General features: G+C 44.8%; 12 protein-coding genes, 1 tRNA gene and 1 pseudogene. 1 reads left to right on the top strand and 13 read right to left on the bottom strand.

The window, feature by feature from the left end:
• Positions 1 to 150 precede the first annotated feature (150 nt).
• Positions 151 to 1,515 (bottom strand): Na+/H+ antiporter family protein, encoded by a 1,365-nt coding sequence (locus FTV08_RS12815; protein ID WP_180087439.1) that lies wholly within the window; start codon positions 1,513 to 1,515, stop codon positions 151 to 153.
• 100 nt (positions 1,516 to 1,615) lie between these two features.
• Positions 1,616 to 2,497, bottom strand: a complete 882-nt coding sequence (locus FTV08_RS12810; protein ID WP_180087438.1) for an alpha/beta fold hydrolase — start codon at positions 2,495 to 2,497, stop codon at positions 1,616 to 1,618.
• A gap of 117 nt (positions 2,498 to 2,614) precedes the next feature.
• Between FTV08_RS12810 and FTV08_RS12805 the strand changes: the two genes are divergently transcribed.
• Entirely contained in the window at positions 2,615 to 3,109 is a 495-nt protein-coding gene (locus FTV08_RS12805; RefSeq protein ID WP_218947218.1) for a DUF4442 domain-containing protein, read from the top strand.
• Between the two features lie 57 nt (positions 3,110 to 3,166).
• Here FTV08_RS12805 and FTV08_RS12800 read toward each other — a convergent pair whose 3' ends face one another.
• From FTV08_RS12800 to FTV08_RS12750, 11 genes and pseudogenes are all read right to left on the bottom strand, one after another.
• Entirely contained in the window at positions 3,167 to 3,532 is a 366-nt protein-coding gene (locus FTV08_RS12800; protein WP_180087436.1) for a DNA transfer protein p32, read from the bottom strand.
• 203 nt (positions 3,533 to 3,735) lie between these two features.
• Positions 3,736 to 7,926: a DNA-directed RNA polymerase subunit beta' gene (gene rpoC, locus FTV08_RS12795; protein ID WP_004278609.1), complete on the bottom strand. Its 4,191-nt coding sequence runs from the start codon at positions 7,924 to 7,926 to the stop codon at positions 3,736 to 3,738.
• 151 nt (positions 7,927 to 8,077) lie between these two features.
• On the bottom strand, positions 8,078 to 12,166 hold the full coding sequence (gene rpoB, locus FTV08_RS12790) for a DNA-directed RNA polymerase subunit beta (RefSeq protein WP_005102827.1): 4,089 nt from the start codon (positions 12,164 to 12,166) through the stop codon (positions 8,078 to 8,080).
• 307 nt (positions 12,167 to 12,473) lie between these two features.
• The gene (gene rplL, locus FTV08_RS12785) at positions 12,474 to 12,839 is read right to left on the bottom strand and encodes a 50S ribosomal protein L7/L12 (RefSeq protein ID WP_004278611.1); all 366 of its coding nucleotides are present in this window, start codon (positions 12,837 to 12,839) and stop codon (positions 12,474 to 12,476) included.
• Positions 12,840 to 12,887: 48 nt separating this feature from the next.
• Positions 12,888 to 13,394, bottom strand: a complete 507-nt coding sequence (rplJ, locus tag FTV08_RS12780) for a 50S ribosomal protein L10 (RefSeq protein WP_004278612.1) — start codon at positions 13,392 to 13,394, stop codon at positions 12,888 to 12,890.
• Between the two features lie 324 nt (positions 13,395 to 13,718).
• Positions 13,719 to 14,414 (bottom strand): 50S ribosomal protein L1, encoded by a 696-nt coding sequence (gene rplA, locus FTV08_RS12775; protein ID WP_180087435.1) that lies wholly within the window; start codon positions 14,412 to 14,414, stop codon positions 13,719 to 13,721.
• Between the two features lie 3 nt (positions 14,415 to 14,417).
• Complete coding sequence (gene rplK, locus FTV08_RS12770) at positions 14,418 to 14,846, bottom strand: 50S ribosomal protein L11 (protein ID WP_004278614.1); 429 nt, start codon at positions 14,844 to 14,846, stop codon at positions 14,418 to 14,420.
• A 119-nt stretch (positions 14,847 to 14,965) separates the two neighbouring features.
• Positions 14,966 to 15,499 carry a transcription termination/antitermination protein NusG gene (gene nusG, locus FTV08_RS12765; protein WP_004278615.1) on the bottom strand — a complete coding sequence of 178 codons (534 nt, stop codon included), beginning with the start codon at positions 15,497 to 15,499 and terminating at the stop codon, positions 14,966 to 14,968.
• Positions 15,500 to 15,506: 7 nt separating this feature from the next.
• Positions 15,507 to 15,947 (bottom strand): preprotein translocase subunit SecE, encoded by a 441-nt coding sequence (gene secE / locus FTV08_RS12760; protein ID WP_044111736.1) that lies wholly within the window; start codon positions 15,945 to 15,947, stop codon positions 15,507 to 15,509.
• Between the two features lie 74 nt (positions 15,948 to 16,021).
• A tRNA-Trp gene (locus tag FTV08_RS12755) sits at positions 16,022 to 16,097 on the bottom strand.
• 52 nt (positions 16,098 to 16,149) lie between these two features.
• Positions 16,150 to 16,274 (bottom strand): annotated as a pseudogene (locus tag FTV08_RS12750) (elongation factor Tu); the annotation flags it as partial.

Raw genomic sequence — 16,274 nt, 5'->3', positions numbered from 1 at the left:
AATTAATCAGATAAATATGGTTTTATTCAGAGTAAAATAATCAGGTTTATATTAATTTCTATTTAAACATATATTTTAAATACATCTTATTATTTATTTTAAATCCAGATAAATCTGCTCCAATAGATATCGGAGCAGATTGAAATTGACTTACAGAACCATGGCTGCAATCCAGCCAAAAATCATCAACGGAATATTAAAGTGAATGAAGGTTGGAATCACACTATCCTTCATATGATCATGCTGACCATCCATATTCAGACCAGAAGTTGGGCCCAAAGTTGAATCCGAAGCTGGAGAACCGGCATCCCCCAAAGCTGCTGCAGTCCCGATAATTGCAATAGTCGCAGCCGGGCTAAAACCGAACTGGATACACAGCGGAACATAAATAATCGCCAGAATGGGAATGGTTGAGAAAGACGAACCAATGCCCAATGTGATCAGCAAACCAATCAACAGCATCAGGAAGGCAGCCAATGCCTGACTATTACCAATCCAGTTGACCGATGCTTCAACCAAGGTTGGTACCTGATTAGTCGCTTCAATCACCGCGGCAAAGCCTTGTGCTGCAATCATGATAAAGCCAACTAGCGCCATCATGCGCATACCGGTAATGATCACATCATCCGCTTCTTTCCATTTAAAGATCCCGGCACAACTCAGGATTGCTACACCGACCAGACCGGCCAGAATCATCGAGTCTGAATAAAGCTGTACCGCCAATGTGGCAATAACTGCAAGGCCGGCCATCCAGATGGTAAATTTGGCAATCTGCGGTTTAACCTGCTCAGCCACACCTAATTCAGCGGAAATACTTTGCTGTTCCTGGACATGAATATCTTGATATTGACGTGGTTTGTGATAGCTAATAAAGATCGCCACCAATAAGCCCACAAACATACCGAATACTGGAATTGCCATCGCAGATGGAATCTGGTCATAGCTAATTTCAAATCCATATGGCTTACCAAAAGTATTGATGTTATGACCCAGAATGTCATTCAGGAAGATGGCACCAAAACCGACCGGAATCAGCATATAGGTGCCTACCAGACCAAAGGTCAGCAAACAGGCCACCAAACGGCGATCCAGCTGTAAATGGTTAAATACAATCAATAGCGGTGGAATCAGTACCGGAATGAAGGCAATATGCACGGGAATGACGTTTTGCGAGAACACAGCAGCAATGGCAACCGTGAAGAAGATCAGATATTTCACCCGGTTTTGCGCTTTAAAATCTGCCTCACCTTTTAAGGTGCTGATCATTTTATAAGCCAGTAAATCCGGCAAACCCGAACGCGCCAGAGCCAAAGCAAATGCACCTAAAATACCGTAAGCCAAGGCAATTTTGGCACCACCACCCAAGCCATTGTTAAACGCGTCCAAGGTTCCCTGCAGGCCCAAACCTGCCAATAAACCACCTGTAACAGCACCAATGACCAGGGCAAAAACCACAGGTACACGTGCCAACGAGAGTCCGAACATGACTCCAATAGCAGCAAGAATTGCGAACATAATGAATCGGAATAGAGAGAAAGCGGCTATTTTATCAGAAAATGCGGATAAAAATTCCGCCACTTTTTTCTGGTGGGTTCATGTTTCGCTGAGTGGCCTATCAAGTGATGACAACAGATTTACGCTGAATAAACTCATCAATCAATTGAGCCACTTGCTCCGGTTGACTCAGAATCGCCCAGTGATTGGCAGCCAGTTCTACTTTCGAGAAATCATCCACCCATTTTGACATTTCATCAACCAGATCTGGCCCGACAAACTGGTCATATTTCAGTACAATCGCCTGTACCGGACAGATGGCAAAACGCTGCCGTGGTTGAGCTAAGCGTGGCAAAAAATTGGCCCGATACAGGTTCACACCATATTTGCCATCTTTGACAATATGCGGGTTGAGTGGCAGATCATCGTGTCTTTCCAGTTGCTGCACGATCTTGCCCCAACGCTGCGGATTAAAAAAATTCCAGGCCAATGGCGCCACCAAGGGCAAATGAAACATCGCGATATACCAGGACTTGCTCATTTGCTTTAAGAATTTTGTCTTGTTTTGCTGGAACTGTTCACGCATCCAGAAAGCCGCGTGATCCAGACATGGCCCAGACAAGGTGCTATAAGACAGAATTCGTCCTTTGAAGCGTGGATCGGTGACAGATTCCCAGGACTGAATTGAACCCCAGTCATGCGCAGCCAGATGAAAAGCTCGATTCGGCAATATTTCGTTCACCACCTCTTCCAGATCCTGACTTAAACGGGCCAAGCGGTAATCGGAGATTTTTTTGGGAATACTGGACTCACCTGCGCCACGGACATCATAAGTCACAACAAAGTAATCCTGACTCAAATGAGCAATGGCTGGCTCCCAAACTGCCTGATGATCGGGATAGCCGTGAACCAGCACCAATGCCGGTTGTTCGAATTGTCCATAAGTTTTGACACAAAGACGCTGCTGATCCGTGGTATCGACCCATTGCATGTGCATTTCCATCTTTTGATCCTGTTTTTGTTATTGACCACTTAGTTTATAAATCGGCATGATTGATCAATGCCAGCGCATTTTTGTTGCTCTAGTATGCATAATCACAGCCGCAAAAAGAATGTCAGTATGAGCCTATTCCAGAAAATTCAAAAACTGCCTCTGGTTTCAAAATTTATTCTGAACCGCTATGCCCCTTATCGTGGTGCAGGCATTGAAATTGATAAGATTGATTTTAATAATTATCACGTTCGGGTCAAAATGCCGCTGACCCGTAAGAACCAGAATATTGTCGGTGTGCATTTTGGTGGCAGCCTGTATTCAATGGTCGATCCCTTTTATATGTTATTGCTGATGCATCATTTGGGGCCGAAATACCTGGTCTGGAATAAAGGCGCCAGCATTCAGTTTTTGGCACCGGGTCGCGGTACAGTGGTGGCGGACATTCGGATTTCTGCTGAAGAAATTGCCACGATTATCAATCTGGCGACTGACAACGCGCCAGTGTATCGGCATTATCAGCTGAATATTTATGATGAAGCCGGGGTCAGAATTGCCGAAGTAGAAAAAACGGTATATATCCGGCGGAAACAGAGCAAAGGGAAAATTAACGCTCCTAAATAAGATAAAAGCGCCACATTGGCGCTTTTAAATCTAGCTAAATCTGAAATGACTTTCGACTTAACGACGACGGTTATCCTGTTCAATCGCAGCACCGGCACCACCACCGATTGCACCACCAATTGCAGCACCCGCGTTACCACCGAAGATGCTTTTACCAACTGCTGAACCAACAGCACCACCTACACCACTATAGGTCGCATTACGATTTGAACCGCCTTGGGATTTACTACCCACTGCCGCACCGGCACCACCACCAACAGCTGCACCAACGCCACCGCCGACTTTATTACCGACACCACCACCCACTGCACCACCAAGGGCTGCAGCACCGATCCGTTGCTCATTGGCAGACATACTTTCACAACCCGCCAACATAAAGGTGAAAAGAGTGGCAACTGCCATAACACCCATTAATTTTTTCATGACCTTGGCCTTCCTGTCTTGCTTTAATTAAGCTTATCTTCATTTTATGAAACTAAAATCTGTAGCGTGTTACTTCTCTCGGTATTCCTGCTGAGTTTTGTAAATATCAATGGATTATTCTTCTGTTCAAGATGTCCTATTTATAAATTTCAGACAAAAAAAAAGACGCCCGAAGGCGTCTCTTTTCTCAACTTTAACTCGAATTAGAATTCTTCGTTAAATGCTTGGCTTAGAGCTTGGTCTACATCAGAGAAGTCATTGTGCAGTTCAAATTCTGCAGCTTCTGCTTCTTGACGACGACGCTCCAGGTGGTAAGCCAAACCTGTACCCGCTGGGATCAGACGACCTACAACCACATTCTCTTTCAAACCGCGTAAATCATCTTCTTTACCTGTTACAGCCGCTTCAGTTAACACACGCGTGGTTTCCTGGAACGATGCAGCAGAGATGAACGAGTCAGTAGAAAGCGATGCTTTGGTAATACCCATCAATTGACGTTCAAACTTCGCAGGGAACTTGTTTTGTGCAAGAACTGCTTGGTTTTCTTGAACAACGCGGATGTAATCCACTTGTTCACCTTTGATGAAGCTGGTATCGCCGCCATCAGTGATATCAACTTTACGCAGCATTTGACGTACGATGACTTCAATATGCTTGTCGTTGATTTTTACACCTTGCAGACGGTATACGTCCTGAACTTCGTTCACGATGTAGTTTGTCAGCGCAACTTCGCCTTTCAAACGTAAGATATCGTGCGGGTTCTGTGGACCATCAGAAATAGTTTCACCACGGTTCACATGTTCGCCTTCGAACACGTTAATGGTACGCCATTTCGGAATCAGCTCTTCATAAATCTCAGAGCCATCATCCGGCGTAATCACCAGACGGTTCTTACCTTTGGTCTCTTTACCAAAGCTTACAACACCCGACACTTCTGCAAGGATTGCATGCTCTTTCGGCTTACGTGCTTCGAACAAGTCAGCTACACGCGGCAGACCACCGGTAATATCACGGGTACGTGAAGTTTCTTGTGGTACACGACCGATGACATCACCGACACCAATCGTTTCGCCATCGCGAACAGAAAGAATCGTGTTCTGTGGCAGGAAGTAGAACTGTTCACCACCATCAACGGTATCCAACACAACAGCAGGACGCAAATCTTTACCTGACGCAGGACGTGAAGTCACTGGCAAGATTTCGATGGTTGACATACCTGTTGCATCATCAGTTTTAGAAGTAACCGTCACGCCATCAGCAATCTGGCTGAAACGTACTTTACCAGCAACTTCTGTTACCAATGGATGTGTATGCGGATCCCAAGTCGCCACAATACCGCCTGCTTCTACAGCTTCGCCATCTTTTAGCAAGATAGACGCACCGTAAGGCAGTTTATAGCGCTCGCGCTCACGACCTAAATCATCCGCAATACCGATTTCACCTGAACGTGAAGTCGATACCAAGTGACCTTTGGCATGTTGTACTGTTTTCACGTTGTGGAAACGTACTGTACCTTGGTTACGAACTTGTACGCTGTTTGCAGCAGAAGTTCGGCTCGCAGCACCACCGACGTGGAAGGTACGCATCGTTAACTGTGTACCTGGCTCACCAATCGATTGAGCTGCCATTACACCAACAGACTCACCCGGGTTCACTTGGTGACCACGTGCTAGGTCACGACCGTAACATTTCGCACATACACCGAAGGTAGACGCACAGTTCACGACTGAACGTACTTTAATTTCGTCGACACCTTGGCTTTCGATAAACGTCGCCAGTTTCTCGTCAATTAACGTATTACGAGGAAGTAGAACTTCATCTGTACCTACACGTTTCACATCTTCAGCAACCACACGACCCAATACTCGTGCACCCAGGTTTTCGATGACATCGCCACCTTGAATGAACGGAGTCATTACCAGACCGTCATAAGTACCACAATCTGGCTCGGTAATGACCAAGTCCTGCGCAACGTCTACGAGACGACGAGTCAAGTAACCAGAGTTCGCAGTTTTCAGTGCTGTATCGGCCAAACCTTTACGCGCACCGTGTGTCGAGATGAAGTACTGAAGTACGGTCAAACCTTCACGGAAGTTCGCTTTAATCGGCGTTTCAATGATCGAGCCATCCGGCTTCGCCATCAAACCACGCATACCCGCCAACTGACGAATCTGAGCTGCCGAACCACGGGCACCCGAGTCAGACATCATGTAGATCGAGTTGAATGATTTTTGCTTCTCGTCTTCACCCTGTTTGTTCTTCACAGTGGTAAAAGACAAGTTGTCCATCATCGCTTTAGCAACCTGGTCATTGGTACGCGCCCAAATATCGACCACTTTGTTATAACGTTCGCCGGCAGTTACGAAACCTTGTTCGAACTGTTGTTCGATTTCACGAACTTCAGCTTCCGCTTTACCAATAATTGCTTGTTTTTGCGGTGGAATAACCATGTCTTCCATACCGACAGATACACCTGAACGCGTCGCTTGACGGAAGCCCAAGTACATCAACTGGTCAGCGAAGATAACAGTATCTTTCAGACCCAATTTACGGTAGCAAGAGTTAATTAATTTCGAGATGTTTTTCTTGGTCATCTCAACGTTAATTTGCTGGAAATCCATACCTTCAGGTACAACTTCCCAAAGTAGGCAGCGACCAGGCGTCGTATCTACAATAATGGTTTGCTGTTCACGGTTACCATCTTCGTCGATCACAGTCTGGTGTACACGTGCTTTAACGCGAGCGTGTAGATCAACCTGACCTGTTGCCAGTGCACGGTTTACTTCGTGAGTATCCGCGAACACCATGCCCTCACCTTTGGCATTGATTGCATCACGCGTGATGTAATACAAGCCCAAGACCACGTCCTGAGACGGTACGATGATTGGCTCACCGTTCGCTGGAGACAGAATGTTGTTCGTCGACATCATTAACGCACGAGCTTCAAGCTGAGCTTCAAGTGTTAATGGTACGTGTACCGCCATCTGGTCACCATCGAAGTCGGCGTTAAACGCAGCACATACAAGTGGATGTAGACGGATCGCTTTACCTTCGATCAGGATCGGTTCAAATGCTTGAAGACCCAAACGGTGAAGTGTTGGCGCACGGTTCAACATCACTGGATGTTGACGAATCACGTGAGCAAGAACATCCCAAACTTCTGGAGTTTCACGCTCAACCATTTTCTTCGCAGCTTTAATGGTGGTTGCTTGACCAGAAGCTTGTAGTTTCGCGAAAATGAATGGTTTGAACAGTTCAAGTGCCATTTTCTTCGGAAGACCACATTGGTGCAAACGAAGGTTTGGACCAACAGTAATTACCGAACGACCAGAGTAGTCAACACGCTTACCAAGTAAGTTTTGACGGAAACGACCTTGCTTACCTTTGATCATGTCTGCCAAAGATTTAAGCGGACGCTTGTTCGAACCGGTAATTGCACGACCACGACGACCGTTATCCAGCAATGCATCTACAGACTCTTGTAACATACGTTTTTCGTTACGTACGATGATGTCTGGCGCTGCAAGGTCAAGAAGACGCTTCAAACGGTTGTTACGGTTGATCACACGACGGTAAAGATCGTTCAGGTCGGAAGTCGCGAAACGACCACCTTCAAGTGGTACAAGCGGACGAAGGTCTGGTGGAAGAACTGGAAGTACAGTTAACACCATCCATTCTGGCTTGTTGTTCGAATCGTTGAATGCTTCCATCAACTTCAAACGCTTAGACGCTTTTTTCAGCTTGGTTTCTGAAGTTGTAACAGGAATTTCTTCACGAAGACGCGCAATTTCAGCTTCAAGATCGATGTCTTTCAACAAGTCTTGAACCGCTTCAGCACCCATTTTCGCTGTGAATTCATCACCGTGTTCTTCTAATGCATTGAAGTATTCTTCATCATTTAGAAGCTGGTATTTCTCAAATGGAGTCATACCCGGATCGGTCACTACATAAGATTCGAAATACAATACACGTTCAATATCACGTAGCGTCATGTCTAATAATAGACCGATACGGCTCGGTAATGATTTTAAGAACCAGATGTGGGCAACTGGAGACGCCAGCTCGATGTGACCCATACGTTCACGACGAACTTTCGCAGTTGTTACTTCAACGCCACATTTTTCACAAATGACGCCTTTGTATTTCATACGCTTGTATTTACCACACAAGCATTCGTAATCTTTCACTGGACCAAAGATTTTGGCACAGAACAAACCATCACGTTCAGGCTTGAACGTACGATAGTTAATGGTTTCTGGCTTTTTAACTTCACCGTGAGACCATGACTTAATCATTTCTGGTGACGCAAGACCAATACGGATGCGGTCAAACTCTACTGGAGCATGACCGTCTGAATCCGTCTTTTTGCGCATGATATCGAGCAAGTCTTTCAATTTTTTTCTCCGTGTGTTGTGGAGATTTTCACTCAACAACTGGGTCACAAATATTGTTTTTTAACTGAATTTTAATCCCCCTCAGTCCCCCTTTGTTAAGGGGGAAGCCCTCTTTATCAAAGAGGGGTTTGGGGAGATTAAATGGAACTAATTAGTCACCATTTTTCAGTTCAATGTTGATACCTAAAGAACGGATCTCTTTGGTCAATACGTTGAACGATTCAGGCATGCCCGGGTCCATATAATGGTTGCCATCTACAATGTTCTTGTAGATACGGGTACGGCCTTCAACGTCATCCGATTTCACAGTCAGCATTTCTTGTAGCGTATATGCTGCACCGTAAGCTTCTAGTGCCCAGACTTCCATCTCACCGAAACGCTGACCACCGAATTGTGCTTTACCACCCAACGGCTGTTGCGTAACTAGAGAGTAAGAACCAGTTGAACGCGCATGCATCTTGTCATCAACCAAGTGGTTCAGTTTCAGCATGTACATGTAACCGACAGTTACCGGACGATCGAAACGCTCACCAGTACGACCATCATATAATACGGTCTGACCAGTACTAGACAGGCCTGCAAGTTGTAACAACTCTTTGATCTGACCTTCTTCAGCACCATCGAATACAGGAGTAGCCAAAGGTACACCAGCACGCAAGTTGCCAGAAAGTTTCAAGATTTCTTCATCAGTCAAGCTATCAAGATCTTCTTGTTCGCCACCAACTTTGTTGTAAATCTTGTCCAGGAAATCACGAAGCTCAAGTACAGTACGTTGCTCTTTCATCATCTTGTCGATTTGATCGCCAAGACCTTTCGCCGCCATACCCAAGTGAGTTTCAAGAATCTGACCCACGTTCATACGCGATGGTACGCCAAGCGGGTTCAATACGATATCAACAGGTACACCGTTGGCATCATGTGGCATGTCTTCTACCGGCAAGATGTTTGATACAACACCTTTGTTACCGTGACGACCCGCCATCTTATCACCCGGTTGGATGCGACGTTTTACAGCAAGATAAACTTTAACTACTTTCAATACGCCAGTCGTCAGTTCATCGCCTGTAGAAAGTTTGCGTTTTTTCTCAGCAAATTTCTCGTCAATTTCGAAGCTCTTCTCTTTCAAGAACACTTGAATTTGAGTTAAACGTTCAGCAATTGCTTCATCAACTGGTTGAATTTCAAGAAGATCAACAAGCTCTAAACCAGACAACACGTCTTCAGACAGTTTGTCGCCACGTTTAGTTGTACCGCCACCATTCGACTCTTGGCCATTCAGTAGACGGATTACACGTTCACGTGCAGCTTCTTCGAAGATTTTGAATTCTTCTTTCAAGTCTTTACGGTATGCATCCAATTGCGCTTTTTCAATTGCTTGAGCACGTTCGTCTTTTTCAAGACCGTCACGTGTAAACACTTGAACGTCAATGACTGTACCTTTAGTACCTGATGGAACGCGTAAAGATGAGTCTTTTACGTCAGCTGCTTTTTCACCGAAGATTGCACGTAGCAATTTTTCTTCCGGAGTAAGTTGTGTTTCACCTTTAGGGGTTACTTTACCAACCAGGATATCGCCAGCAGTTACTTCAGCACCGATGTAAACGATACCTGACTCGTCCAGTTTAGACAGAGCAGCTTCACCTACGTTCGGAATATCAGCAGTGATTTCTTCCGCACCCAGTTTGGTATCACGTGCGACACATGATAATTCCTGGATATGAATAGACGTTAAACGGTCTTCTTGAAGAACACGCTCAGAAAGTAAGATCGAGTCTTCGTAGTTGTAACCATTCCAGGTCATGAACGCAACGCGCATGTTTTGACCCAGTGCCAGCTCACCGCCATCAGTCGATGGACCATCAGCCAGGACATCACCACGACCTACTTTATCGCCCAGGTTCACAAGAACTTTCTGGTTGATACAAGTGTTCTGGTTCGAACGGGTGTATTTGATCAGGTTGTAGATATCTACACCTGCTTCACCTGCGATCATTTCGTCTTCATTCACACGAATAACCACACGAGACGCATCAACAAACTCGATACGACCACCACGCTGAGCGATCACACATACACCTGAGTCATGTGCTACGTTCGCTTCCATACCGGTACCAACAAGCGGCTTGTCAGCAATCAACGTCGGAACTGCCTGACGTTGCATGTTCGAACCCATTAATGCACGGTTGGCATCATCGTGTTCTAGGAATGGAATCAGTGATGCTGCTACAGATACGACCTGCTGAGCAGATACATCCATATGCGTTACTTTTTCAGGAGGAATACGTACGAAGTCACCCTGATGACGAACAGATACAAACTCTTCTGTTAAGTTACCGTCTTTATCCATTGCAGAATCGGCCTGTGCAATCACAGTGCCTACTTCTTCAATCGCAGACAGGTATTCAACTTCATCTGTTACACGACCATCAACAACCTTACGGTATGGGGTTTCCAGGAAACCAAAGTTGTTACATTTCGCATAAACAGAAAGCGAGTTGATCAAACCAATGTTTGGACCTTCAGGCGTTTCAATTGGACATACACGACCGTAGTGAGTTTGATGTACGTCACGTACTTCAAAGCCTGCACGTTCACGCGTCAAACCGCCAGGACCAAGCGCAGAAACACGACGTTTGTGCGTAATCTCAGATAACGGGTTGTTTTGATCCATAAACTGAGACAACTGGCTTGAACCAAAGAATTCTTTGATTGCAGCAGCAACAGGTTTCGCATTGATCAAATCTTGCGGAGACAGGTTGTCAGTTTCAGCTTGGCTTAAACGTTCTTTAACAGCACGTTCAACACGAACCAGACCTACACGGAATTGGTTTTCTGTCATTTCACCAACAGAACGAACACGACGGTTACCCAGGTGATCGATATCGTCGACTTCACCTTTACCGTTACGGATTTCAACTAATGTTTTTAATACATCAGTGATATCTTCGTTCGAGAGAATGCCTTCAACTTCACGTGACTTCTGGTCTGTACCGACTTCGTAAGGACGACCCAAACGACGGTTGAACTTCATACGACCGACTGGGGACAAGTCATAACGTTCAGAAGAGAAGAACAAGTTGTTGAATAAGTTTTCAGCAGCTTCTTTTGTTGGTGGCTCGCCCGGACGCATCACTTTGTAGATTTCTACCAATGCTTCTTCACGATTGCTCGTCGTATCTGCACGTAGAGAATCTGCAACGAATGAACCGCGGTCGATATCATTAGTGAACAGGATATTGAACTGCTTCACGCCGCCTTCTGCAATTTTCACCATGATTTCATGGCTTAATACAGTATTGGCTGCAATCACATCACCATCTTTTAATGGGATGTCTTCAGCAGTGATACGCTCATACAGGTACTCATCTGGCACTGCAAGTTTTTCAAGACCTGAAGCTTCCATTTGACGTACATGACGCGCATTGATACGTTTACCTTGCTCAACAATTGCCTTACCATCCTTGTCCAGGATGTCAAATTGTGCCATTTCGCCACGCAAACGTTCAGGCACCAAGTCAATCTGGTAGCTACCCATGTCAAGATACACAGGTACTTTCTCATAGAACATGTCGAGAATGTTTTCATTGCTATAACCCAAGGCACGAAGCACCACAGTCGCAAGCAATTTACGACGACGGTCAATACGTACATAGACTAGGTCTTTGGCATCGAATTCAAAGTCTAACCATGAACCACGGTAAGGAATGATACGCGCTGAATAAAGGACTTTACCACTTGAGTGAGTCTTGCCTTTATCGTGATCAAAGAATACGCCTGGTGAACGGTGTAATTGTGACACGATCACACGCTCGGTACCGTTAATTACAAAGGTACCGTTATCCGTCATCAATGGCATTTCTCCCATATAGACTTCTTGTTCACGTACGTCTTTAATTGACTTCGTTTCACGATCTTTCAGGATCAAACGAATTTTTACACGCATTGGTGCTGCATAAGTTGAGCCACGAAGGATACATTCGCGTACATCAAACTCAGGCTTACCAAGACTATACTCAACAAATTCTAAAGCAGCATTGCCAGAATAACTTTCAATAGGAAAAACTGAACGAAATGCGGCTTGGAGACCGATATCTTCGCGGTTTTTTGGTGATTTGCCATCTTGTAAGAATGTTCTGTACGAGTCGACTTGAATCGCGAGCAAGTACGGAGCATCCATGACGCTAGGCAATTTACCAAAATTCTTACGGATCCGTTTCTTTTCGGTATATGAGTATGCCATCTGGAGTCCTCGGAAAGTGTAAACCAAGCCCGCCTGCAGAACGGGCTCAGAAGGAATTACGCTGGCCGATATGGCCACCACTCTTTACAAATGCTGCAATTTTTAGTGGTATTAAAACGCTTATCAATATTTTTTAATGAAAAATATTGGTAAACGTTTGTTCATTATGTTTATTTTCAATTTGTATGATTTTTATATCATGCAAACAAAAATCGAGCCGATTATTGTAACGCAAAAAGGCTGATGACCCAAGAGCCATCAGCCAATTTTTGGAGCCGATTATAAAAAAACCGGCTCCCTTAAGAAATTACTTAAGAGTAACTGTAGCACCAGCTTCTTCAAGTTTCTTCTTAAGCTCTTCGCCTTCTTCTTTAGAAACGCCTTCTTTAAGAACTGCAGGAGCGCCTTCAACCATGTCTTTAGCTTCTTTCAAGCCAAGGCCAGTCGCTTCACGAACTGCTTTAATTACAGCAACTTTGTTCGCGCCGAAAGAAGTCAATTCAACATTGAATTCAGTTTGTTCTTCAGCAGCAGCAGCAGCAGGACCAGCAGCAACAGCTACGGCAGCAGCAGATACATTGAATTTCTCTTCGAAAGCAGAGATAAGTTCAACAAGTTCAAGAACAGTTTTTTCAGCAACTGCGTTTAGGATTTCTTCGTTTGTTAAAGCCATGAGATTAACTCCAAATGGGTATTGAATGATGTGTGTTTAAGTTTGAGCTTAAGCAGCTTCTGACTCGTTTTTCTCTTGAAGCGCTGTAAGTAAGCGGCCCAATTTCGAAATAGGAGCTTGAAGAACGTTTGCAAGCATAGTAAGCGCTTTTTCTTGGTTCGGAAGATTCGCGATTACGCTAACTTCTGCACCTTGATAAAGTTTGCCATCAAATGCAGCAGCTTTAAGTTCAAATGCTTTATTAGTTTTAGCGAATTCTTCGAACAAACGTGCAGCAGCACCCATGTCGTCTTCAGAATTCGAGAAAGCTAAGATTGTTGGGCCAACAAGGTTGTCGTTCAAGATATTGAATTGAGTATCTTGAAGAGCACGTTTAGCCAAAGTGTTACGCACGATACGTGTAGTAACACCAAGTTTACGCGCTTCAACACGTAGAGTAGTTAACTGCTCTACAGTCAAACCTTGGTAGTCAGCAACAACAGCAGCAAATGCAGTAGAAGCAACTTCAGCTACTTCAGCTACGATCTGTTTTTTGCCTTCGATAAGAAGAGCCATTGTAAAACCTCCTAACGGTGATTTATGTACTTACGCGAAGTACACTCCCAATTCGCAAGACCATCACTGGACTCACACGCGGAGGATGAACAAATCACACCACCGCGTCTACGCAGGCTGGACTATTAAGAGAGAAGCATAAAACTCCCCTCGCCCGCGGTCTTTGACGCTGATAAATTTTCATTTATCAATTCAAAGTTTGCCTAAATTATCCCCTCTCCTTTTAGGAGAGGGCTAGGGAGAGGTTTAACCCTCTTCCCGACCTTCTCCCAGAGGGAGAAGGAGACATCTTCAGGGCTTTAAAATTCTGTAATAAGTCGAGACTTATTTAGAAACGTTTGCTACATCAACGATCAAACCAGGACCCATAGTTGAGCTCAAAGTGATCTTTTGAATGTATACGCCTTTAGACGTAGCAGGTTTCAAACGCTTCAAGTCAGCAACAAGTGCTTCAACGTTTTGACGAACAGCAGCAGCTTCAAAACCTACTTGACCGATCGCAGCATGGATAATACCAGCTTTGTCTACGCGGTAACGTGCTTGACCAGCTTTTGCATTTTTAACTGCAGTAGCAACGTCAGGAGTTACAGTACCCACTTTAGGGTTTGGCATTAAGCCACGTGGACCAAGGATCGTGCCAAGTTTACCTACAACGCGCATTGCATCTGGAGCAGCAATTACTACGTCAAAGTCAAGGTTACCCGCTTGGATGCTTTCAGCAAGATCGTCGAAACCAACAACGTCTGCGCCTTCAGCTTTAGCAGCTTCAGCAGTAGCGCCTTGAGCGAATACAGCTACACGTACAGTTTTACCAGTACCTGCAGGAAGTGTAGTCGCGCCACGAACAACTTGGTCAGATTTACGAGGATCAACACCTAGGTTTACCGCGATATCTAGAGATTCTTTGAATTTAGGAGCTGGAAGGCTCTCTAAAACTGCAACAGCTTCTTCTAGCGTGTAAATTTTGTGTGCTTCTACAGCAGCTACAATCGCTTTTTGACGTTTAGTTAATTTAGCCATGTCTTAAAGCTCCACTTCCAAGCCCATAGAACGCGCAGAACCAGCAATGGTACGTACACGTGCGTCTAAATCAGCACCAGTCAAATCTGGTTCTTTAGTAGTCGCAATTTCTTCGATTTGAGCACGAGTCAACTTACCAACTTTAGTTTTGTTAGGTACAGCTGAACCCTTCTGGATACCAGCAGCTTTCTTAAGAAGAACAGCAGCAGGTGGAGTTTTCATGATGAATGTGAACGACTTGTCGTTGTACACAGTGATCACGACTGGAATTGGCAGACCAGCTTCAACTTTTTGTGTCGCAGCATTGAATTCTTTACAGAATGCCATGATGTTCACACCACGTTGACCTAGTGCAGGACCAATCGGTGGAGATGGATTCGCTTTACCAGCTGGAACTTGCAGCTTGATATAGCCGTCAATCTTCTTAGCCATTTCAAATTACCTCTGGGTGCAAACGCCGGTGAAGGCTCCCCAATGATTTCAAGTAACGATACCGTTACAACAACAATGCCTGACTTATAAATAAGTCAGGCGTTTTCAACCCATACAAATTAGACTGATTTTTCGACTTGACGAAATTCCAATTCAACTTGAGTTGGTCGGTTAAATACATTAATAGTCAGCGTTAAACGTGACTTTTCGTACTGAACCTCTTCCACTACACCTTTAAAGTCGGTGAATGGACCGTCAACCACGAGTAATTCTTCGCCTGGTTCAAACATCGTCTTAGGACGAGGTGCTTCGCCAGTATTGCGTACACGCGCAAGAATCGCATCTGCTTCTTTTTGCGTAATCGGTGCCGGTTTTTCAGCCGTACCACCAATAAAACCTAAAACTTTTGGACATTCTTTAACAATGTGCCAAGTATCATCGTTCATTTCCATTTCGACTAGGACATAGCCAGGAAAGAACTTACGCTCTGATTTACGCTTCTTACCATCCTTCATCTCTACCACTTCTTCGGTAGGAACAAGGACTTCACCAAAGCTATCGGCAACAGCGCTACGCTGGATTCGATCATTAAGCGAACGCATCACTTGTTTTTCATAACCTGAATAGGCATGAATAATGTACCAACGTTTCATAGCTCTCTTACCCGATAATAAACTTCATTAACCAGCCTAAAATATAGTCAAAACACCACAATAAAATGGATGCAATTACGACTACAACAAGAACTTGCCAAGATGTGGACATCGTCTCTTGTTTGGTAGGCCAGGTCACTCGACGTAACTCGATTCGTGCATCTTTCAGCAGACGAATAAAGCCTTTGCCTTGATGGGTGGCGTATAATAAACCGAATGCTGCAACGATACAAGCCAAAATCACCCCAACGCGCACCCAAACATCATTCGCAGGTGCCCAGTACGCTGGTAAATATTGGTTTACCATCATTGCACCAACCAATAAAATCAAGACGATAACCCATAGAACCATGTCTAATGGAGAACCAGAACTTACATCTACTGCAGGATTATTTCTTTGAGGAATTGCCGCTTCGCCTAATGCGTCGCGTGATTTTTCATTCGACATTTTTGTACTCGTCGTAGGTTTCGCGACTTATTATATGACCAATTTTGCCGACATCAAGCGTCTTTTTAGAAACTTGGCAGGTCAGGAGGGACTCGAACCCCCAACATTCGGTTTTGGAGACCGACGCTCTACCAATTGAACTACTGACCTGCAAAACAACAAGTTGGAGCCTAAGCTCCAACTTGCTTGTCTTATTCTATGATTATGCAGTTACTTTAGCAACTACACCAGCACCCACTGTACGACCGCCTTCACGGATCGCAAAACGTAGACCTGGGTCCATTGCGATTGGGTGGATTAGCTCTACTGACATCTCAACGTTGTCAC

This window comes from Acinetobacter sp. YH12226 (assembly GCF_013417805.1).
GTDB lineage: Bacteria > Pseudomonadota > Gammaproteobacteria > Pseudomonadales > Moraxellaceae > Acinetobacter.
This window is presented reverse-complemented; position numbering and strand designations above follow the sequence as displayed.